At 65.4% G+C, this 19,647-nt stretch carries 18 protein-coding genes; 7 read left to right on the forward strand and 11 right to left on the reverse strand.

Annotation, left to right across the window (positions count from 1 at the left end; genetic code table 11):
- Nucleotides 1–19 precede the first annotated feature (19 nt).
- Complete coding sequence (locus tag WJ542_RS31410) at nucleotides 20–190, forward strand: rubredoxin (protein WP_411193422.1); 171 nt, start codon at nucleotides 20–22, stop codon at nucleotides 188–190.
- Complete coding sequence (locus tag WJ542_RS31415) at nucleotides 187–1,383, forward strand: NAD(P)/FAD-dependent oxidoreductase (RefSeq protein WP_411193423.1); 1,197 nt, start codon at nucleotides 187–189, stop codon at nucleotides 1,381–1,383. The genes WJ542_RS31410 and WJ542_RS31415 overlap by 4 nt, the downstream gene beginning before the upstream one ends.
- A gap of 202 nt (nucleotides 1,384–1,585) precedes the next feature.
- Here the strand turns inward: WJ542_RS31415 and WJ542_RS31420 are convergent, their stop codons facing one another.
- From WJ542_RS31420 to WJ542_RS31430, 3 genes are all read right to left on the reverse strand, one after another.
- Nucleotides 1,586–2,506: a LysR family transcriptional regulator gene (locus WJ542_RS31420; RefSeq protein ID WP_411193424.1), complete on the reverse strand. Its 921-nt coding sequence runs from the start codon at nucleotides 2,504–2,506 to the stop codon at nucleotides 1,586–1,588.
- Between the two features lie 247 nt (nucleotides 2,507–2,753).
- Nucleotides 2,754–3,230 (reverse strand): molybdopterin-dependent oxidoreductase, encoded by a 477-nt coding sequence (locus WJ542_RS31425; protein WP_411193425.1) that lies wholly within the window; start codon nucleotides 3,228–3,230, stop codon nucleotides 2,754–2,756.
- Between the two features lie 149 nt (nucleotides 3,231–3,379).
- Complete coding sequence (locus tag WJ542_RS31430) at nucleotides 3,380–3,988, reverse strand: M24 family metallopeptidase (protein WP_411193586.1); 609 nt, start codon at nucleotides 3,986–3,988, stop codon at nucleotides 3,380–3,382.
- A 262-nt stretch (nucleotides 3,989–4,250) separates the two neighbouring features.
- Between WJ542_RS31430 and WJ542_RS31435 the strand changes: the two genes are divergently transcribed.
- From WJ542_RS31435 to WJ542_RS31445, 3 genes are all read left to right on the forward strand, one after another.
- Nucleotides 4,251–4,886, forward strand: a complete 636-nt coding sequence (locus tag WJ542_RS31435) for a LysE family translocator (protein WP_411193426.1) — start codon at nucleotides 4,251–4,253, stop codon at nucleotides 4,884–4,886.
- Between the two features lie 130 nt (nucleotides 4,887–5,016).
- Nucleotides 5,017–6,087, forward strand: coding sequence for a DMT family transporter (locus tag WJ542_RS31440; RefSeq protein ID WP_411193427.1), 1,071 nt, complete (start codon nucleotides 5,017–5,019; stop codon nucleotides 6,085–6,087).
- A 29-nt stretch (nucleotides 6,088–6,116) separates the two neighbouring features.
- On the forward strand, nucleotides 6,117–6,506 hold the full coding sequence (locus WJ542_RS31445) for an SRPBCC family protein (protein ID WP_411193428.1): 390 nt from the start codon (nucleotides 6,117–6,119) through the stop codon (nucleotides 6,504–6,506).
- A gap of 7 nt (nucleotides 6,507–6,513) precedes the next feature.
- Here the strand turns inward: WJ542_RS31445 and WJ542_RS31450 are convergent, their stop codons facing one another.
- A complete protein-coding gene (locus WJ542_RS31450; protein WP_411193429.1) occupies nucleotides 6,514–6,729 on the reverse strand; it encodes a DUF3079 domain-containing protein in 216 nt (71 codons plus the stop codon).
- Between the two features lie 639 nt (nucleotides 6,730–7,368).
- Between WJ542_RS31450 and WJ542_RS31455 the strand changes: the two genes are divergently transcribed.
- Nucleotides 7,369–9,612 (forward strand): NADP-dependent isocitrate dehydrogenase, encoded by a 2,244-nt coding sequence (locus WJ542_RS31455; protein ID WP_411193430.1) that lies wholly within the window; start codon nucleotides 7,369–7,371, stop codon nucleotides 9,610–9,612.
- Nucleotides 9,613–9,679: 67 nt separating this feature from the next.
- On the opposite strand, the gene WJ542_RS31460 is transcribed toward WJ542_RS31455, so the two are convergent.
- The 3 genes from WJ542_RS31460 to WJ542_RS31470 all read right to left on the reverse strand — a co-directional run bounded on the left by WJ542_RS31460 (nucleotide 9,680) and on the right by WJ542_RS31470 (nucleotide 12,688).
- Nucleotides 9,680–10,453 carry a slipin family protein gene (locus tag WJ542_RS31460; protein WP_411193431.1) on the reverse strand — a complete coding sequence of 258 codons (774 nt, stop codon included), beginning with the start codon at nucleotides 10,451–10,453 and terminating at the stop codon, nucleotides 9,680–9,682.
- A complete protein-coding gene (locus tag WJ542_RS31465) occupies nucleotides 10,450–11,964 on the reverse strand; it encodes an NfeD family protein (protein WP_411193432.1) in 1,515 nt (504 codons plus the stop codon). Before WJ542_RS31465 ends, WJ542_RS31460 begins: the two co-directional genes overlap by 4 nt.
- A 151-nt stretch (nucleotides 11,965–12,115) precedes the next feature.
- On the reverse strand, nucleotides 12,116–12,688 hold the full coding sequence (locus tag WJ542_RS31470) for a hypothetical protein (protein ID WP_411193433.1): 573 nt from the start codon (nucleotides 12,686–12,688) through the stop codon (nucleotides 12,116–12,118).
- Nucleotides 12,689–13,406: 718 nt separating this feature from the next.
- Here WJ542_RS31470 and WJ542_RS31475 point away from each other — a divergent pair.
- A complete protein-coding gene (locus tag WJ542_RS31475; protein WP_411193434.1) occupies nucleotides 13,407–14,267 on the forward strand; it encodes a hypothetical protein in 861 nt (286 codons plus the stop codon).
- Nucleotides 14,268–14,290: 23 nt separating this feature from the next.
- On the opposite strand, the gene WJ542_RS31480 is transcribed toward WJ542_RS31475, so the two are convergent.
- From WJ542_RS31480 to WJ542_RS31495, 4 genes are all read right to left on the reverse strand, one after another.
- Nucleotides 14,291–14,665, reverse strand: a complete 375-nt coding sequence (locus tag WJ542_RS31480; RefSeq protein ID WP_411193435.1) for a cupin domain-containing protein — start codon at nucleotides 14,663–14,665, stop codon at nucleotides 14,291–14,293.
- A gap of 64 nt (nucleotides 14,666–14,729) precedes the next feature.
- On the reverse strand, nucleotides 14,730–15,986 hold the full coding sequence (locus WJ542_RS31485) for a c-type cytochrome (RefSeq protein ID WP_411193436.1): 1,257 nt from the start codon (nucleotides 15,984–15,986) through the stop codon (nucleotides 14,730–14,732).
- Nucleotides 15,983–16,603 (reverse strand): (2Fe-2S)-binding protein, encoded by a 621-nt coding sequence (locus tag WJ542_RS31490; RefSeq protein ID WP_411193437.1) that lies wholly within the window; start codon nucleotides 16,601–16,603, stop codon nucleotides 15,983–15,985. The genes WJ542_RS31485 and WJ542_RS31490 overlap by 4 nt, the downstream gene beginning before the upstream one ends.
- On the reverse strand, nucleotides 16,600–19,503 hold the full coding sequence (locus WJ542_RS31495; protein WP_411193438.1) for a xanthine dehydrogenase family protein molybdopterin-binding subunit: 2,904 nt from the start codon (nucleotides 19,501–19,503) through the stop codon (nucleotides 16,600–16,602). The genes WJ542_RS31490 and WJ542_RS31495 overlap by 4 nt, the downstream gene beginning before the upstream one ends.
- Nucleotides 19,504–19,647: the final 144 nt, after the last annotated feature.

Raw genomic sequence — 19,647 nt, forward strand, 5'->3', positions numbered from 1 at the left:
GGGCCAGAGAGGAGACGCGATGAAAATCTGGGAATGCGTAATTTGCGGCTTTCGCTACGACGAAGCCAAAGGGTTGCCCGACGAGGGGATTGCCCCGGGCACGCGCTGGGAGGATGTCCCGGACGACTGGATGTGTCCGGACTGCGCGACGGGCAAGCACGACTTCGAGATGCAGGTGGTGACGGCATGACGCAAAACATACACCCTGCTACCCGATCCGATCCCGTCGTGATCGTCGGCACGGGCCTCGCCGGCTATACGGTGGCGCGTGAATTGCGCAAGCTCGATACGCAAACGCCCGTCGTCATCGTGAGCCGCGACGACGGCAGCTTCTACTCCAAGCCCGCGCTCTCGAATGCGCTCGCGATGAAGAAGGCGCCACGCGAGCTGGCGAGCTTCGACGCCCAGACGATGGCCGCCCAACTGGGCGCGCGCGTCTGGACCCATCGCCATGTCGAACGCCTCGTGCCGGACGAGCACGCGATCGTCGTCGACGGGCAACGGCTGCGCTATCGCGCGCTGGTGCTTGCCACCGGTGCGGATCCGCGGCGCCTCCCGATGGAAGGCGACGGCGCGGGGGACGTCCTGTCCATCAACGATCTCGGCGACTACGCGCGCTTTCGCGAGGCGCTCACGTCGTGCCGTTCGGTGGCCATACTCGGCGCGGGCCTGATCGGCTGCGAATTCGCCAACGATCTGATCGCGGGCGGCCATGCGGTCAGCCTGATCGACCCGGCCAGTGCGCCGCTCCCGCGGCTGCTGCCGGCCGAAGCCGGCGCGGTGTTTTCCCGCGCGTTATCGGAGGCGGGCGTGGACGTGCGGCTTGGCTGCGGAGTCACCGCGGTTTCCCGGCGTGATCCCGGTTATCGGCTGACGCTGACCGACAGCGCTTCGCTCGACGCCGATATCGTTGTGTCCGCAATCGGTCTCGTGCCGAGAACGGCACTGGCAAGCGCAGCCGGCTTGCAGATCGAGGGTGGCATCAGCACGGACGCCTGGTGCCGCACCCGCGCGCCGGACATCTACGCGCTCGGAGACTGCGCGGCGATCGAGGGCCGCGTGCAACCCTATGTACTGCCAATCATGCATGCCGCGCGCGCACTCGCCCGAACGCTGTGCGGGACGCCGACGCGCGTCGAGTTCCCGCTCATGCCCGTTGTCGTCAAGACCCCTGCCGTGCCGGCCGTGGTAGTAACGCCCGCGGCGCAGGACGGACACTGGACGGTCGAGTTGGCCACGCAAGATCCGCCTCACGCGGTACGCGCCGTTTGCGAAAGCAAGGAGACGAAGCGCATGACCGGCTTTGCCCTGCTGGGCGCCGCAACCGCAGACAAGGCCGCGCTGTTGAAGCGGATGACGGCGAACGCGTGCGCTGAGGCTTAAGTCGGGCGCGCGGCAGAGTCACGACAACCGGATGCGGCCAGGGCCCATCCGACAACAGGCCGTTTCCGCTGACCGCCCCCTGTTGCGCGCTGTCGTCGTTGTCGGGTTTCTACCTGTCTACCGGATGCCGACGCCAGGCGTTTTCATACCGCGAGCCATGCTCGCGGTTTTTTTATGCCCACCTCCTCACGCTCCGCGACCTTCAGCGTGCGAGCCCCTTCGCGACACCGGCCACGAGATGGCGCAGCCAGATCGCCGCCGCGCTGCGATGCGTGCGGTCGTGCCAGAGCTGGTAATAAGTGAGTGCCTGCGGCTCGCCGGGAATGGGCTCCATCCTGAGCGGAAGCAGGTTGCAGTAGTGCGCGGCCAGTCCGCGCGTCGTCGTGAACAGCAGATTCGAACGCATCAATACGTAAGGGGCCATGCCGAAATACGGCAGCGTGGTCGTCACGTTCCTCGAAAGCCCGCTGCGTGCCAGCTCGATGTCGATCGTGCCTGGCCCGGAGGCGTGATGCGTGGCGACCGCCAGGTGCCCGGCTTCCTGATAGACCTCCCGGCTCAGCATGCCGGGTTTGACCGGATGCTCCATGCGCAGCAGACACACGAGGTCGTCCTTGCACAGCGGCTGCAGATGCAGATGCTCCGGCGGCGTGCGCCAGTTGCCGATCACAAGATCGAGCGCGCCGCTTTCGAGACTGTACTCGTAGCCCCCATCCACCATCATCAGATGCTGGAATTCGAGGTGCGCGCGCGGCGCCTGGGTATGAAACGCGTCGACGACGGCCGGCAGGAAGAACACGTCCAGGTAGTCGGGCGAACCGATATGGAAGGTCCGGCGCGTGGTCGCGGGATCGAATGCCGTCGTCGGGTGCAGCACGGCGGCAATACCGGCGAGCGCCTGCGCAGTCGGCTCGATCAGCGTGAGCGCGTGGCTCGTGGGCACCATGTGGCTGCCGCTGCGCACGAGCAGAGGATCGCCCGTCATCGTCCGCAGCTTGCGCAGCGCCACGCTGATCGTCGGCTGCGACTGGCCGAGCAATCGGGCAGTCCGCGAAACGCTCGATTCGGTGATGAGGGTATGAAGAACCTGCAGCAGATAGGAGTCGATAACTTCCCGGGACATGCGAACCGCCGTCGTTTTACGCCAATGTTTTACGCCTGTCTTTGATGTATACGTGGCGATACAACGATACGTCAATTCAGGGGAACTGCCTGGGTCAGGCGGGTAGGCCCATCCTGCCGGGTTCATAACGATGCGACCATCCGGACTATGCACGCTCTCACATGCCGCGCTCGACGTTTCAGTCCGGTACGCGCTCGACAGAGTGACGTTCGAGCATCGCACAAGGCGGAAGTGAATCGGGGCCGCGTCAGAGTGCCAGTACGCGAGCCTCGATGCGCGCGAGGCGCTTCACGTGCCGTGGCGCCGGCACGAGATCGGCGCCCGAGAACAGCACCGGAGCGCCGTCCTGCTCGTCGAGCGGGGCGCCACCACATTCGTAAGCGACGAGCACCTGCTCGCCCACCGGCGTATTGAACAATTCGTGCCACGAAAACGTCACGAAATAACCGTCGTGCCCCACCGCGAGGAAGACCATGCGCTTGAAGTCGCCGTGCACGTCGTTACGCAGGCCGGCTTGCCGGAGCAATTCGGTCAGGCGCACGCCGCGATACGACTCCACGGTGCGAATGAAGCGCTGCGTGGTGTAGCAGCGCAAATCGAAGGGCGCGCATGTCGCGCTTGGGTACTGTCGAAGCGCGTCGAGCGAAAGCGCCATCGGGCGCATGAGGCTACCGGTCAGAGATAGCGTGGTCGTCTGCTCGACGGAGGCCGGCGCGATGTCCATTCTCGTGTCTCCGGGCCAGATCCGGCCTTAAAGGGGCTCGATATAGTCCGTTGTATATTACGCCGGCGAGCGCCCCGGGACCAGTTCGACCCGAAACATATCGGTCATTCCGCTGCGTTTATGGCGAGTGCGAACGGACACAAACCCGGCTACGCAAGCAGGTCCTCGTAAAACGCACCGAATGGACGCACAGGATGGGCGATCTGGATTTCGAGGATCCACAAACCCGCCGCGGGTCCGGTATCGAGGTCGCCGAGGTTGCCGGCCTTGTAGAGAGCATGCGGGAAGTCACTGACGCGATGACCCTTGATGTCGACATTCAACCGCCAACCGTGCGCGTTGGCTCGCGCAGCGGCATATCCGTAGAGTTCGATCCCGCTGCAGCCCGTGCTGCGCCAGTGTTCGGCCACCTCGTCGTAGATGGTCTTCACGTCCCGGGCACAACGCTGCATCTCGGGATCGTCGCCGGTGACGAAGGTCGCTCCGGCGTCGCCTTCGTGCTGGTTCCAGACCACGCCCAGATCCACGAAGAAGAGATCGTTTTCGCCCAGAACCGGATCGCCCTCGGAGCGCTCCTTGAAAGTGCGCAGCGTGTTTTCGCCAACGCGGATCAGGATTGGATGCCAGATGCGGTCCATGCCCAGGCGCTGCAGGATCGATCTGGCCTCGATATTGGCTTCCGATTCGCGCATACCGGGTCGGATAGCGGCCGCGATCTGCCCGACAGCCTTCCAGGTCATCGCGCGCGCGTACTCCATGGCGGCGGCCGAGAATTTTTCTCCAACCGCCTCTTTGCTGCCGATACTCACCTGATATCGCTCCAGTTATCCCGCGCAAATGGCACAGAGAGCCTCGTGCCCAGGCATACAGGGGTATTCGCACGGTCCTGTCCGTGGACCTGTACTTTATCGCTATATTTTCTCGTATATTTCGATTCGTTGACAACCAAGACCGGGAGTCTCCGGCACGCTGGCGCTGGCATAATCCCCTCCTTCGCGCCAACCCCTGACCGCCGTCCCCATGAATCTGCATACCTGGTGGCTGTATTTCGCCACCGTCTTCGTCGTCTGTGCCATTCCCGGTCCCAACATGCTGCTCGTCATGACGCATGGCGCGCAGCACGGTCTGCGGCGCACGAGCGCCACGATGGCCGGATGTCTCTCCGCCCTCGTGCTGATGCTCTCGGTATCCGCCGCCGGCCTCGGCGTATTCCTGCAGGCGTGGCCGGCCATGTTCAACGCGCTGCGCCTGATCGGCGCGGCCTACCTCGTCTACCTCGGCATCAAAGCCTGGCGTGCCCGCTTACCGGACGAAACCCACACCGCCGACGCAGCCGCCGTCGCTGTACCCGCGCGCCACGCAGGCGCGCTCTATCGCAACGGCTTTCTCGTCGCCGGCAGCAATCCGAAGGCCATCCTCTTCGCGGCCGCCCTGCTGCCGCAGTTCATCGATGCGAGCCGCGCCACGCTTCCACAGTTCGGTCTGCTCGTCGCGACCTTCGCCGTCGTCGAAGTCGGCTGGTACCTGGTCTATGCCGCTTGCGGCACGCGCATCCGCGCGACGCTCAAGAGCCGGCGCGTCGCGAAGGCGTTCAACCGCCTCACCGGCGGCGTGTTCGTCGGCTTTGGAGCGATGATGGCGCTCGTGCGCCAATAAATGCGGCGACGGGGCGGCGCCGCGCCTCCGAGGACGCGCGGCGGCATGCCCATTCGCTGGCCGAGGTGATGCCGAGCCGCACAATGCGCGCGCGTAGAATGGCGCCCATCACCCTCTGCAGCACACTGTCATGACGTACCACAAGAACGCCATTTTCCAGGCTCTCGCCGCCGCCGCGTTGTTCGGTGCCACCACACCGTTCGCCAAGGCGCTGCTCGGCACACTGCCGCCGTTCATGGTCGCCGGACTGTTCTATCTGGGCAGCGGCGTGGGGCTTGCCATCGCCATTGCGTTACGGCGCGGCAGCCGTGCGGCGAACGGCTCGCGGAACGAAAATTCGCTGAAGGCCGCCGAGATCCCCTGGCTCGCCGGCGCGATCGCCGCGGGCGGCGTTGCCGGTCCCGCGCTGCTGATGCTAGGTCTTTCGAGCACGCCCGCTGCCACGAGCTCATTGCTGCTCAATCTCGAAGGCGTGTTCACGGCACTGATCGCCTGGATCTGCTTCCGCGAGAACGTCGACACGCAGATCTTTCTCGGTATGGCCGCCATCGTCGCGGGAGGCGTCCTGCTGTCGTGGCCCGCGTCGCATGCGGGCTTCGCCCCCGGCGCGCTGCTCGTGGCCGCAGCCTGTCTGTGCTGGGCCGTCGACAACAATCTCACCCGCAAGGTGTCCACCAACGACGCCATGGTGATCGCCTGCCTCAAGGGACTCTTTGCGGGCCCCGTCAACCTGGGTATTGCGCTTTCGCTCGGCGCCCACCTGCCCACCGCCGGCACGATGGCGGGTGCGATGGCCGTGGGCTTCGCGGGCTACGGTGTCAGTCTCGTGCTTTTCGTCGTGGCCTTGCGCGATCTGGGTACCGCGCGCACCGGCGCCTACTTTTCGGTCGCGCCGCTGTTCGGCGTCGCGATTTCGCTATTGCTGTGGCCGCAGCGTCCGGAGGCGACGTTCTGGCTCGCGGCCGCGCTCATGGCGATCGGCGTCTGGCTGCATGTTCGCGAACGACACGAACATGCGCATACGCACGACCCGCTCGACCACACGCATCGCCACCGTCACGACGCGCATCACCAGCACGCACACAACTTCGACTGGGACGGCACCGAACCGCATACCCATCCTCACCACCACGCCCCCCTCACCCACAGTCACGCGCATTACCCGGACGTGCATCACCGGCACTCGCACCGAGGTCGCTGAACTCACGGGTCTGCGAAGGAGATACCGCCATGACTACGCTGGTCCGTGAACTCACGCTGGATATCGATGCGGCCCGAGCCTGGGATGCGCTGCGCGATCCGGGCAACGCGGCAAAGGCATTTGCGGGGGTGCTCGTCGATGCCGTCTTCGACGGCAAGGTGCGCACCGTCACGTTTGCAAACGGCGCGGTAGTGGAGGAGCGCATCGTCGCGATCGACGAGCCGCGCATGCGCATCGCCTATTGCATCGGCGGCGGCCGTTTCGAGCACTATCATGCGTCGATCCAGATCTTCCCGGTGAGCCCGGGGCAGTGCCGCTTCGTCTGGTTTTGCGATCTTCTGCCGGATGAGGCGCGCGAGCGCGTGGAGCCGCTCATGGATGCGGGATGCGCCGCGTTCGTGCGCAACGTGGCGGGCTGAAAAGGTATCAGCCGCGCGGTGCGCCGGTGTCCTGCGGAGTCGTGGCGGGCCGCTCGATGCCCCAATCGCCGTAGTCGAGCCAGTCGTCGCCCAGCAGTTCCACGGGGTGCGGCGTTCGTTCCGCGCCGTTGCCGCAGCTTAGCGAAGAGGCGGCGCAATAGCGGTTGCAGCCCCAGCAGACGCGTTCGGGATGCTTCGGATAGAGCGGGAAAGTGCGGGCCATGTCGTAGTCGTTTCGGGATTTCGTGGACGAAATCCAATATAGGCCGCGGGTCCGATTCTTCCAGAGACGCATTGCCACAGCCAGCCCACCCTCATCTCTGCGAAACGAGATCGAGCGATGGATACTCAGACAAGCCTGGCCGCGCGCGAGGATGGTTTGACAGCGTCGCGCGCGGCCGACAGTTAGTTGCGTTATAGGGCAAATCCCAACGACCTCAATCGCCGCGGGCACAACGCCGCCGGCTGGCCGACCGTGATGATCGCCTGCTCGACTGGCGGCCCATTCCTTCCCTTTTTTACAAGGGTCCTTACCAGCTTGACGGAGAATCGGGATCGCAAACAAAAGAGCCTATACGCTTACCCGCTCGCGGCACCAATCCTCCCTGCCCCGTCGCGCGCGGCCAGGCGCTCCCGTGCACCGCCTTCCCCGCCAGACTTTCCGCACCTCGCCGCCCCGCCCCACCATGCGGGTTGAGCCTGGCCGCGCGCAAAACTGCGGTACGCATTTCCACAATATGAAATTTCTGGTCACGTCGGCCCCCGTCTCGCCTCGAAATCAGGCAAAATCCGGGTGTTTACGCCGACTGTGCACAGCCGGTGGTGTTACCACCCTGTTTTTTTGACCCCCGCCAAGAAGCCGATGAGTACCCAGCAACCCACCATCATCTACACCCTGACCGATGAAGCGCCGCTGCTTGCCACCAGCGCGTTTCTGCCGATCATCCGCACCTTCGCTGCGCCGGCCGGCGTGAACGTCGAGACCAGCGATATTTCCGTGGCGAGCCGTATCCTCGGCGAGTTTCCGGAATTCCTGACGGAAGAGCAGCGCGTGCCGGACAATCTGGCCGAGCTGGGTCGTCTCACGCAGCTTCCGGAAACGAACATCATCAAGCTGCCGAACATCAGCGCATCGGTGCCGCAGCTCGTCGCCGCGATCAAGGAACTGCAGGGCAAGGGCTACAAGGTCCCCGATTTCCCTGAAGATCCGAAGACCGACGAAGAAAAAGCGATCCAGAAGCGCTACTCGAAGTGCCTCGGCTCGGCGGTGAACCCGGTGCTGCGCGAAGGCAACTCGGACCGCCGCGCGCCGCTCGCCGTCAAGAACTACGCGAAGAAGCACCCGCACAGCATGGCCGAGTGGAGCATGGCTTCGCGCACCCACGTCGCGCACATGAAGCACGGCGACTTCTACCATGGCGAAAAGTCGATCACGAACGAGAAGGCGCGCGAAGTGCGCATGGAACTCGTGACGAAGAGCGGCGAAACCATCGTCCTCAAGCCGAAGCTTGCGCTCCAGGCCGGCGAGATCGCCGACAGCATGTTCATGAGCAAGAAGGCGCTGCTCGCGTTCTACGAAGAGCAGATGGAAGACGCGCGCAAGACCGGTGTCATGCTCTCGCTGCACGTGAAGGCGACCATGATGAAGGTCTCGCACCCCATCGTGTTCGGCCACGCCGTGAAGGTGTTCTACAAGGACGCGTTCGAGAAGCACGCGAAGCTCTTCGAAGAGCTCGGCGTGAACGTCAACAACGGCATGGTCGATCTGTACACGAAGATCGAGACGCTGCCGGAATCGAAGCGCGAAGAGGTGATCCGCGACCTGCACGCGTGCCACGAGCACCGTCCGTCGCTGGCGATGGTGGACTCGGCCAAGGGCATCTCGAACCTGCACGCGCCGAACGACGTGATCGTCGACGCCTCGATGCCCGCGATGATCCGCGCCGGCGGCAAGATGTGGGGCGCCGACGGCCGCCCGGCCGACACGAAGTGCCTGATTCCGGAAAGCACGTTCGCGCGCATCTACCAGGAAATCATCAACTTCTGCAAGACCAACGGCGCATTCGACCCGCGCACGATGGGCACGGTGCCGAACGTCGGCCTGATGGCGCAGAAGGCTGAGGAATACGGCTCGCACGACAAGACCTACGAGATCCCGCAAGACGGCACGGCGCGCGTTGTCGACAACGCCACGGGCGAAGTTATCGAAGCGCTCACGCAGCAAGTCGAGCAAGGCGATATCTGGCGCATGTGCCTCGTGAAGGACGCGCCGATCCGCGACTGGGTCAAGCTCGCCGTCACGCGCGCGAAGAACTCGGGCATGCCGGCCGTGTTCTGGCTCGACCCCTACCGTCCGCACGAAAACGAGCTGATCAAGAAGGTCGAAACGTATCTGAAGGATTACGACACGAACGGCCTCGACATCCAGATCATGTCGCAAGTCCGCGCGATGCGTTACACGCTCGAACGCGTGATCCGCGGTCTCGACACGATCTCGGTCACCGGCAACATCCTGCGCGACTACCTGACCGACCTGTTCCCGATCATGGAACTCGGCACGAGTGCGAAGATGCTCTCGATCGTTCCGCTGATGGCGGGCGGCGGCATGTACGAAACGGGCGCGGGCGGTTCGGCGCCGAAGCACGTGCAGCAGCTCGTGCAGGAAGACCACCTGCGCTGGGATTCGCTCGGCGAATTCCTCGCGCTGGCTGTCTCGCTGGAAGATCTCGGCATCAAGACAAACAACGCGAAGGCCAAGCTGCTCGCGAAAACGCTCGACGCCGCCACCGGCAAGCTGCTCGACAACAACAAGGGCCCGTCGCCGAAGACCGGCGAACTCGACAACCGCGGCAGCCAGTTCTACCTCGCGATGTACTGGGCGCAGGAACTGGCCGCGCAGAAGGAAGACGCGGACCTCGCGGCTCACTTCGCGCCGCTCGCGAAGGCGCTGGCCGAAAACGAGCAGAAGGTCGTGGCCGAACTGGCCGCAGTGCAAGGCAAGCCGGTCGATATCGGCGGCTACTACAAGCCGGACTTCGCGAAGCTCGCCGAAGTCATGCGTCCGAGCAAGACGTTCAACGCCACGCTCGAAACCGCAGCGAAGTAATCGCAGCGGCACCCCTGCAAACGCCCTTGCGGTTTTCCACCGCAAGGGCGTTTTTCATGGTTCCCGCTCAGCGCTCGCGTGGCGCGCCGAAACGGTCCACCAGCGCGGTCAGCAAATCGATCGGCAGCGGGAACACGATGGTCGAGTTCTTGTCGGCAGCGATCGTCGTGAGCGTCTGCAGGTAGCGCAACTGCATGGCCTGGGGCTGCAAGGCAAGCCGCTGCGCGGCCTGCAGCAATTTTTCGGAGGCCTGAAGTTCGCCTTCGGCGTGGATCACCTTGGCCCGGCGTTCGCGCTCAGCCTCGGCCTGCCGGGCGATCGCGCGCAGCATCGACTCGTTAAGGTCCACTTGCTTGATCTCGACCGTCGATACCTTGATCCCCCATGCGTCCGTCTGCGCGTCGAGGGTCTTCTGGATATCGGCGTTCAGTTGCTCTCGCTCCGCGAGCAACGTGTCGAGCTCGTGCTTGCCCAGCACCGCGCGCAAGGTGGTCTGCGCGAGCTGGCTCGTTGCATCGATATAGCGAGCGACCTGGATCACGGCCTTCTCCGGATCGACGACGCGAAAATAGACCACGGCGTTGACCTTCACCGACACGTTGTCGCGCGTGATTACGTCCTGCGCCGGCACGTCGAAGACGACCGTGCGCAGGTCGATCCGCACCGCCTGCTGGACGACGGGAATGATCAGCACGAGCCCCGGGCCCTTGACCTTCCAGAAGCGGCCGAGCATGAAGACCACGCCGCGCTCGTACTCGCGGAAGATACGGATCGCCGACACGACGAAGATCGCCGCCGCGACGATGAGAATGCTCGAGAACCCGAACGTGAATCCGATCATGATGCGTCTCCGCGTGATGGCCTATCGTCTAGCGGTGTCACGGTCAGCAGCAGACCGCTGCGGCTGGTCACACGCACCCGGCGGCCGGCCGCGAGCGGAGTGTCGCAAACCACGCGCCAGCGTTCGCCCCGAACGCGCGCCCAGCCCGTGGCCGGTGTCACATGGCCGGCTGCGCCGCGCGGCCCATCGGGCTGCACACCCTCGTCGATCACCTCGCCGATGCTGCCGACCATGGCCTCCGAACCGCTCGCGACGGGACGCCGCCGCGCGCGCAGCGCCACGCTCGACACCAGCGCCACGAACATCGCGCCGCCCAGCGCGAGGCCCGCGACAAGCGGCAGCGGAATGCCGTAGCCCGGCACGTCGGTATCGATCAGCATGAGCGCGCCGATGGCGAACGCCACGATGCCGCCAAAGCCAAGCACACCGAAGGTCGGCAAAAACGCCTCGGCGATGAGGCAGGCGAGGCCGAACACCACGAGGCCCAGGCCCGCGTAGTTGACGGGAAGCAACTGCATGGCGAAGAGGCCCACCAGCACGCAGATCGCGCCGGCCACGCCGGGCAGCACGAATCCCGGGTTGGCGAATTCGAAGAAAAGCGCGTAGATGCCGACGGTCAACAGGATCAACGCGACGTTGGGATCGGCGACGATAGCCAGCACGCGGTCGCGCCAGTCGGGCGCCACGATTTCGAGGGGAGCGTGCGCGGTCTCGAGCCTCACCGTGCCGGCCGCCGTCGTCACGACGCGGCCGTCGACCTGGCGCGCGAGATCGGCGGGGTCCAGTGCGATCAAGTCGATTATGTGCTGGGCGAGCGCTTCGTTGGCGGAAAGGCTGACGGCCTCGCGCACCGCATGCTCCGCCCACACCGCGTTGCGGCCGCGTAGCTGGGCGAGCCCGCGGATATAGGCAGCGGCGTCCTGCATGACCTTGCGGGTCTCCGTCGATGCCGCGTTGTCCGGCGGCGCGCCGGACGTGCCGGACACGCCCGACGCAGCACCCGCGCCCCCTGCTGCGCCGCCGCCCACACCGCCCACGCCTGATTGCACGGGCGAAGCCGCGCCGAGATTGGTGCCCGGCGCCATCGCCGCGATATGGCTCGCGTAGACGATATAGGTGCCCGCGCTCGCGGCGCGCGCGCCGCCTGGCGCGACGTATGCCGCGACCGGCACCGGCGAAGCGAGAATGGCCTTGATGATCTCGCGCATCGACGTGTCGAGGCCGCCCGGCGTATCGAGTTCGAGGATCGCGAGCGGCGCGTGCCGGTTCGCGGCACGTTCGAGCGCGCGAACGACGAAATCGGCGCTCGCCGGTCCGATCGCGCCGTTCACGGTCATGACGACGATGGAGGCTGGTGCGCCGGCTGCGGCGCGCGACACCGCCACAGCCGCGCAGACGGCCAGCAGCACGGCGAACAGGACAGCACGGGCAACCCGCGCCGGCAGCGGGTAATGCGGATGAGCGCGCAGCGCATGATGCGCCGCGGCAGATAGAGGACGATGAACGCGCATCGAAGCGTCCGAACAGTGCACAAAAGGGCACGCGCCCGATATCCCAAGATTAGGCGCTTTCGGGACAAAGCGCGAACCGGCCCACCGAGCGGCACGGCGGCGCCGCGGCGCGACAATCCGCCGGCCGGCGCCGGAGAGCGCCCGTTTGCCGTCAAAAGCGATACGTGAGAGCGATCTGGGCAACGGGATAGAAACGATAGCGGCTCACCTTCTCGTCGAGTCGCTGCTCTTCGAGCGCGATATCTTCGGGCGAAGCGACCATCTGATAGATCGGCGGCACGTCGTACGACGTGCGCGGCCGCCCGTAAGCCACGCCAAGATCCACCGCGAGCCCGAAACCTCGCACCGGACGCCGGTGGCCATAGCCGATCCCGAGATACGGCAACACGCGCGGGAGCGTCACCGTCGCCTGGGGGGCCGCGCCCACTGCCGGCACGTAGGTATTGCCAATCACGTAGTTGCCGAACGCATCGGGCACGGCATGCCCGGTGAACGCGTCGTCGTCGATCAACGCGCCCGCGCTCAGGCGAAAGTCGTTCGAAACGAACGGAAACAGATCGCCATACACGCCCCCCTGCAGCAGCCTGAGCTGTCCGTCGTAACGGCCGCCGTCCACGGACAGCGAGGTCGAAAAGCCGATCCCTTCGATGTCCGCTCGCAGCCCGACGTACGAATTGAGTTGCCAGGCCACGCCTGCCCCTACGCCGAGCGTGCCTCCAGTCATGTAGGCCTCCTGTGCATGTGCGCCGCCCCCCGCCAGCATCCCGATCCCGAGTGCCATCACTGCGCCACATGCGCGGAGCGCCATCCGCTTTGCCGATACTCCCTCTGCCATCGCATCCCCTTGACGTCATGACATGATTCGCATCGCCCGTTCATTGCCGCATAGCGATTGACGCGTTGCACTGTAGAACGCCGGCGCCCGCGGCCAAACGTCGAAAAAGAAGGCTTTCGCAGTCCAAATCGAACGAGTTCGACAATGCGCGTCAGAATCCGACATGCGTAGGAAACATCTGTCTTGACGCTCGGAAGAAGGCTTTTTTAGGATGCGCAGCAGTTTGATTGCATAACGAGTACGGCACATTTCGCCAAATTCGATACAACACTACGGCGCCGGGCTATGAGCCCCGCCTCCGTGACACGGCCCGCCCACGACCACACCTCCGGGAGCTTTCTCCATGACATTTTCCTCCGCGCTCAACGCAGGTATCGCGCTGGCTACCGCATTCGCCCTGATAAGCGTCGGCGCTTGCGGAGGCGGCGGCAATGGAAATTCAGGAAACCATAATATATCGACTGAGGGTGGCGCTGCAGCATCGGCTCCGGGTGCGGCGAGCGCGCCAGCAGCAAGCACGGCATCGGCCGCGACAGCGGCGAGCACGCCCGCCAGCCCATCGGCAAACAGCTCAGGCAGCACCACGGCAAGCGGCGCCTCAGCCAACGTGCTGAAGCTGTCCACTGCCGTACAAAGCGAGCCGGTCGCTGTCGATGCGGCGGGATCGGGCATGCTCGCAAGCGCCGGCGTCGCCGCGCTATACATGGCGGCCGCGCGCCCATTCCTCGCCGCCACCCTGGCCGGTGGACCCACGACGACAACGAACTGCGCCACGGGCGGCACGTTCGCGACCACCACGAGCAATACGGGCTCTCCCGGCGTTCGCGCAGGCGAGACGGCCACGATTTCGTTCGATCAGTGCAAGGGGGAGCTCGCCGTGCCGGCGCTCTCCGCGGCCAGCGCGGTGTCGGGCAGCGTAAGCTTCGAGGTCGATGCCGTGCAAGGCACCGTTGGCAGCCGTACGGCGAACTGGTCCTATACGGCGACAGAAACGGCCAACGCGCTAGATCTCGCGTCGCCAACCGCAACCACGACGTTCAGCGGCGCCGTCACGTTCGCCGTCAGCTACGACGCGACCACGGGCAATACGACCACGACCGCCACTGCCCCGGCCATCTCGATCGGGCGGACGCAGCAGTCGTCGTCCGGTACGACGCTTGACGGCTCGATATCGGTCAGCGAGCTTTCCTGGACGGCGGACGACGACGCGGCCACCTCGATCACAACGCTTACTTCGGCCGGCGCGGTCAGCGTCGTGCTGAGCGGCGTAACGCTGGCGTTCAACGTGTCCACGCCGGTTGCGCTTACGGTCACGAACAATCAGATCAGCGCTGGCACACTGCAGTTGGCAACGTCCGACACGGCCGAGTCCATCGTCGCGCAGAACGCGTCGACGTTTGTCATCACCGTGACCTCGGGTGGCAGCACCGGCACCTGGACGGTGAGCGCGAGCGCATTGGCCGGTTGACCTGCTGCTGCGCGTGGCGGACGTCAGGCCGGCGCCGCCGCCTTCTCGTACGCGACGTAGATCTTCCGGCAGGCCTCCACCACTTCCCACGTGCCCTTGAAGCCCGAGGGAATGACGAAGCGATCGCCCGCGCGCAGCGTCTTCTCGTTGCCCGCCTCGTCGCGAATCACGGAGACGCCTTCGAGAATCTCGCAGTACTCCATTTCGGTATAGTTCACGCGCCAGTGCCCCGGCGCGCTTGCCCAAATGCCCGTGCTGAACTGCCCGCACGGGCTCGTGTAGCACTGCGTAAGCGTTTGCAGCGGATCGCCCGCAATCCGCTTTTCGGGCGCCACGCGGTACTCGATCCGCTCGCCCATATTCGCGCCGATATCGACGATGTCCGAAATGCCTGCCATTTCCTGCTCTCCTCGTTGTCTGGACTGCCATGGTCGAAACCCGGCAGTATGGCAGTGTTTGGCATCAGCGCAGTGCTTTCAGGTCCTGCGCCGTGACGTTGCCGGGCTGCCCGCCCCACGTCGCGCGCAGATAATTGGCGAGTTGCGCAAGCTCGTCGTCGCTGAGCGTGGACGAGAAAGCCGGCATTGCCTGCATGTTTTCGAGGCCCGAGAACTTCTGCGTATCGATGCCGTCGAGCATCGCCACCAGCAGATTGTGCGGATCCGCCTGACGCAGCGTGGAGTTGCCGTTCATCGCCACCGCGACGTGCGGCTTGCCCTCGCCCACCAGTCCATGGCAGCCCGCACAGACGGCGAGATACACGGAACGCCCCGCCGCGAGCTGGGCCGTGTCGGCCGATGCGCTATCGGCAACCTTCACCGGCTGCGGCGCAGGCGGCGCATCGCCCAGCAGATAGACGGACAGCGCGCGCAGATCGTCCTTCGTGAGGTACTGCGTGCTCAGATGGACCACCGGATACATTTCGCCGAACGCCGAGCCCTGCGGCGCAATGCCCACGCTGAAGAACGTCTGCAGATCGGCGCCGGTCCAGCCGCGCGCCGCGAGGGCGGCCGGCGTGACGGCCGGCGCTTTCACGCGTCCCAGCGCAGCGCCCGCCAGCGGCTTCGCATTCTCAAGTTGTCCGAACACGTTGCGCGGCGTATGGCATTCGGCGCAATGTCCCAGCGCGTTCGCCAGGTAACGGCCACGCTGCCAGTCGGCGGACTGGCCCGTCGACGCATCGGGCAACGTGTCCTCCAGGAACACCATGTCCCACAGCGCCATGCCAAAGCGCAGGCTGTACGGGAATTTGAGGTCGTTCGCCTGGTTGGCCACCGCGACCGGTTTCACCGTCATGAGATACGCGTAGATGGCGTCGGTATCGGTGCGCGTGAGCTGCCGGTACGATGTGTAGGGCATCGAAGGATACAGCCGCTTGCCGCGTGCGCTGCCGTCGTGCAGCGCTGCGTAGAAGTCGTCGGCGCTCCAGTTGCCGATGCCATGGTCCTTGTCGGGTGTGATGTTCGAGCCGTAGAACGTGCCGTACGGCGAGTCGATCTTCACACCGCCCGCGAACGGTGCGCCGTCCTTCGCGGTGTGGCAGGCCGCGCAGTCCGCCGCCTTGACGAGATAGCGGCCGCGCGCGACCTGTTCGGGCGTCGGCGTAAATGCGGCAGCCGTATTCGACGACGACTCATCGCGCCCGCATGCGGCGAGGGTCAGCGCGCAGGCGGCCAGCAGCGCACCGTACGCGAAACGGTTAACGAGCGCGCGCATCATGCCGCGTCCTTCACGAGACCGGGCGTGCTCATCACCACCTCCTTCACCGCCTCGTAGTAGCGCACGTAGCCCGTGCAGCGGCAGATGTGGCTGTCGAGCGCGGCCAGGATCGTGCTTTCCACCTCGGCCTTCGCAATCGGCTGGCGCTTGAGCCGCTCGATCAGCACGGTCGCGGCATTGACGAAGCCCGGCGTGCAGTAGCCGCACTGGAAACTGAAATGCTCAAGGAACTTCTGCTGGATGGGCGAGAGCTCCATCACCTCGCCTGCCTCGTTGCGCTTCGCATGGCCTTCGATCGTGCGGATCGAACGGCCATCGAAGAAATGCGCACCCGTGATGCAAGTGCGAAGCTCCTCGCTCGTGCCATCGGGCTTGTCGAGAATGACGACGCATGCGTGGCAGACGCCCTGGCCGCAACCGAGCCGCGAGCCCGTCAAGCCCGCGTACTCGTGCAGGAAGTCGATCATCATGAGGCCCTCGGGCACCTGCATCGGGCCAACGGCCTTGCCGTTGATCGTCAGCGTCAGCGCTTTGGAGCGGTATTGCACGAGCGGTCGTTCTACCGGCGCGGCGGCATTGACGCTGGCCGCGGATGCAGCGGATTGGGCAAGCGTCATGCGAGCACCTCCAGGATTTTTTGCGGGGTCACCGGCAGGTCGGTGAAGCGATGGCCGATGGCGTGCGCGACGCCGTTCACGACCGCGCCCACCACGGGAATCATCACCACTTCGGCAATGCCCTTGGGCGGATCGGTTTCGGAAAGCGGCGGCAGCACTTCGCCCGTCTGCGTCCATACGGCGACGTCCGATGCGCGCGGCAGTTGATAGCGGTTGAAGTTCCAGGTGCCGTTGCCGGGACCGTCTTCGTAGAGCGGCAGATACTCGTGCAGCGCGTGGCCGATGCCCATCGCAAGCCCGCCCTGCAACTGCCCCGAGACGAGTTGCGGCGACATCGGGTTGCCGCACTCCATGATCGAGTGATGCGTGAGCAGTTCCACCTTGCCGGTCGCCTCGTGCACCGCGAGCTCGACCAGCGTGCCCACCGCGCTGTAGTAAGTCACGGCTGCGTTGTTGCGGCTCATCGGCGGGATGAACACGCGCTTGCGGTCCAGCACGCGATAGCCGTTCGCGGTGGGCGGCAGCGTTGCGGGCGCCATCGCCACGCGTGGGGAAACCGCGGCATTCGCCCTGGCGACCGATGGACCCGAGGCAGCCGTGCCGGTGTCGGCGGCGTTGCCGCTGCCGTAGCGTAGCGAGAGGCCATCGACGGGCAGGCGTTCGATCGTGCCGCCGCCGATATCGAACTCGGCTTCGGCCCATTGCCAGCGGTTGAATACGTGCACGACGGCGCCGGTCGGCAAGCCCATCGCATGGGCCTGCTTCGCGAGCTGTTCGAGCGGCAGCGGTTCGAGCCCGTCCGCGGTGAGCTTGCCGTCCACCCACCGTGCATCCTCGATACGCACGATGAACGGTGCAGCCTGCCCGCCGCCAATGCCCTGCCCCCAGATCGAAAACGCCGCCGGCCACAGGCCATAGCGGAATACCGCGCGCGCGGCCTCGCGCGTGCTGTGCGTGAAGTAGTACGCGGAGTTCGTCGCGCTCGAAGGCGAAGCGATGTTGGGCGTCCAGCGCGGATTCGCGCTCAGGCGATCCTGATCGGCCTGGCCCATGATGTACGGATCGCCGCTCGTCACGACGGGCAGGTCCGGCCAGTCCGTCACGGCCACGCGGATATCGGCGGCCGGCTTGCCGAGCCACTTCGCCACGGCCACGGCCTGCGAGGTGGACATACCGGTGCCGATCTCGGCGCCCGTATGGTGCAGCGTGATGGTGCCGTTCTCGTCGAACTCGACTTTGGCGAGCGATGCCTCGGCGCCCGTGCCGAAGTCCTTCTGCACGCACGCGAAGCCCACGCCATAGCGCTTGCCCGGATTGGCGGCCTCGTATTCGGCCTTGCGCCGGGAACGTTGCACCCACAACGGATGCGCCTGGGCCTGTTCGAGCACGTCCACCGCGCGCACGGCGCCTGCAGGAATGGCGCCCTGGGTATTCTTCATGCCCGTACGCAGCGCATTCTTCAGGCGGAAGTCGATCGGATCCATGCCAAGCTGCGCGGCGATTTCGTCCACCGCCATTTCCGTCGCGGCCATGCTCTGCAGCGTGCCGTAGCCGCGCGCCGAACCTGCGTCGATCGCACGCGAGGCGATCGCCACCGTGGCGAAGTCGTTCTTCGGGAAGTAGTAGATCGACTGCGCCGCTGTCGCGCCCACCATCGCCACCGAAGGCGAGAAGTTGCAGCGGCCGCCGCCGTTCGCCTCGAAGTCGCCCTTGAACGCTTGCATGAGGCCCGTCTTGCGATCGACCGCAATGCGGTAGTGCATCTTGAAGGCGTGGCGCTTGAGCGCGGTCTGAAACTGCTCGTACCGGTCGTTCGCGAAACGCACCGGGCGGCCGTCGCCGTAGAGTGCGGACACGAGCCCGTAGAACGGCACGTTGTAGTGATCCTTGGAACCGTAGCCCACCGTGTAGCAAGGGTGCAGGAAGAGCTGCTTCACCGGGAAGCGGCACTTCGCGACCATGCCCGCGGCAGAGTCCGCCACTTCGAGCGGCGACTGCGTGGGCACCACGAGATGCAGCGACTGCGTTGCCGCGTCGTACCAGCCGTTGGCGTTATCGGGTTCGAGCGCGGATGTGTCGATAGACTGCGTGTTGTACTCGCGGTCGAATACGAGCCAGTCGGCCGGAGGATGATCGAGTTCGCCGGCAATCTGTCCCGCGTAGAACATGCCTTGTTCGTCGAGCTTGCCGTGCTCCTTGCCGTCCGGCCATACCGGCTCGTGCTTGCGCATCATGCTCGGGAAGATCGGCGCGTCCTTGAGGCTCGAATAGACGTCGTCGTCGAACGGCGTGCCGCCGCCCACGCGCACGAAGCGGAACGTGCCCCACGGGTCGCGTTCGAGCGGCCCCGTCGCCGCGCCGTAGCGGATCACGTCGTCGCGGAACTGGAGCGCGCTCTTCGCGAAGCGGAACCGCGCGAAGTCGTGATAGATGAGGATCGCAACGGCATGGCCCAGATAGGCGGGCGTCTTGCCGGCGGGCAGCAGCATGTCGTCGCCGTAGAACGACGGGAACACGAGGCCGTCGCGGGCAAGGTCGTCGGCCGTGACGATGCGGTCCGGCTTCAGGTCTTCGCCGAGCAGCGACAGGTCGAAGCCTTCGTAGAGGCGATCGGCCTGGGTCGCGCGCAGGATCAGCGCGTGCGCCTGCTGCTGGGGCCAGTGGGGCATGTCGGTCGCGCGGATGTCGCGCGCGAAGACTTTCGAGCCCGTGACCTTGGCAATGCCGTCGATACGGAACCTGGGAGCGCCCGTGGCGGCATCCCATTTGACCGGCGTAAGGAGTTTTTCTTCGAAGAGAGCAGCGAATGCGCGGCTGCCGATGGGCGCCACATATACCGCCACGCCCGCCAGCATGCTGGCCTTGAGAAAACCCCGCCGCGACAGGCCGTGGTTTTTCATGAGGGGAACCTCCAGGTACGTGTGTGCCTCACGCAGGCGAACGTGTCGCAGTGTGCGAAGCGGCCCGCATTCTTGCATCGATACGCAGCGGACTCCATGTCGAATGTCGCATGCACAACTTTCCCCGTCGCTTATAAGCGCGAT

The organism is Paraburkholderia yinzeri (genome assembly GCF_046581065.1).
GTDB lineage: Bacteria > Pseudomonadota > Gammaproteobacteria > Burkholderiales > Burkholderiaceae > Paraburkholderia.

Coding starts and splice junctions, on each gene's coding strand:
- WJ542_RS31480 (WP_411193435.1), bottom strand. CDS start 14,665: ATGGCAGGCATTTCGGACATCGTCGATATCGGCGCGAATATGGGCGAG.
- WJ542_RS31495 (WP_411193438.1), bottom strand. CDS start 19,503: ATGAAAAACCACGGCCTGTCGCGGCGGGGTTTTCTCAAGGCCAGCATG.
- WJ542_RS31420 (WP_411193424.1), bottom strand. CDS start 2,506: ATGTCCCGGGAAGTTATCGACTCCTATCTGCTGCAGGTTCTTCATACC.
- WJ542_RS31465 (WP_411193432.1), bottom strand. CDS start 11,964: ATGCGCGTTCATCGTCCTCTATCTGCCGCGGCGCATCATGCGCTGCGC.
- WJ542_RS31470 (WP_411193433.1), bottom strand. CDS start 12,688: ATGACTGGAGGCACGCTCGGCGTAGGGGCAGGCGTGGCCTGGCAACTC.
- WJ542_RS31445 (WP_411193428.1), top strand. CDS start 6,117: ATGACTACGCTGGTCCGTGAACTCACGCTGGATATCGATGCGGCCCGA.
- WJ542_RS31440 (WP_411193427.1), top strand. CDS start 5,017: ATGACGTACCACAAGAACGCCATTTTCCAGGCTCTCGCCGCCGCCGCG.
- WJ542_RS31490 (WP_411193437.1), bottom strand. CDS start 16,603: ATGACGCTTGCCCAATCCGCTGCATCCGCGGCCAGCGTCAATGCCGCC.
- WJ542_RS31435 (WP_411193426.1), top strand. CDS start 4,251: ATGAATCTGCATACCTGGTGGCTGTATTTCGCCACCGTCTTCGTCGTC.
- WJ542_RS31425 (WP_411193425.1), bottom strand. CDS start 3,230: ATGGACATCGCGCCGGCCTCCGTCGAGCAGACGACCACGCTATCTCTG.
- WJ542_RS31430 (WP_411193586.1), bottom strand. CDS start 3,988: ATGGAGTACGCGCGCGCGATGACCTGGAAGGCTGTCGGGCAGATCGCG.
- WJ542_RS31460 (WP_411193431.1), bottom strand. CDS start 10,453: ATGATCGGATTCACGTTCGGGTTCTCGAGCATTCTCATCGTCGCGGCG.
- WJ542_RS31450 (WP_411193429.1), bottom strand. CDS start 6,729: ATGGCCCGCACTTTCCCGCTCTATCCGAAGCATCCCGAACGCGTCTGC.
- WJ542_RS31455 (WP_411193430.1), top strand. CDS start 7,369: ATGAGTACCCAGCAACCCACCATCATCTACACCCTGACCGATGAAGCG.
- WJ542_RS31410 (WP_411193422.1), top strand. CDS start 20: ATGAAAATCTGGGAATGCGTAATTTGCGGCTTTCGCTACGACGAAGCC.
- WJ542_RS31485 (WP_411193436.1), bottom strand. CDS start 15,986: ATGATGCGCGCGCTCGTTAACCGTTTCGCGTACGGTGCGCTGCTGGCC.
- WJ542_RS31415 (WP_411193423.1), top strand. CDS start 187: ATGACGCAAAACATACACCCTGCTACCCGATCCGATCCCGTCGTGATC.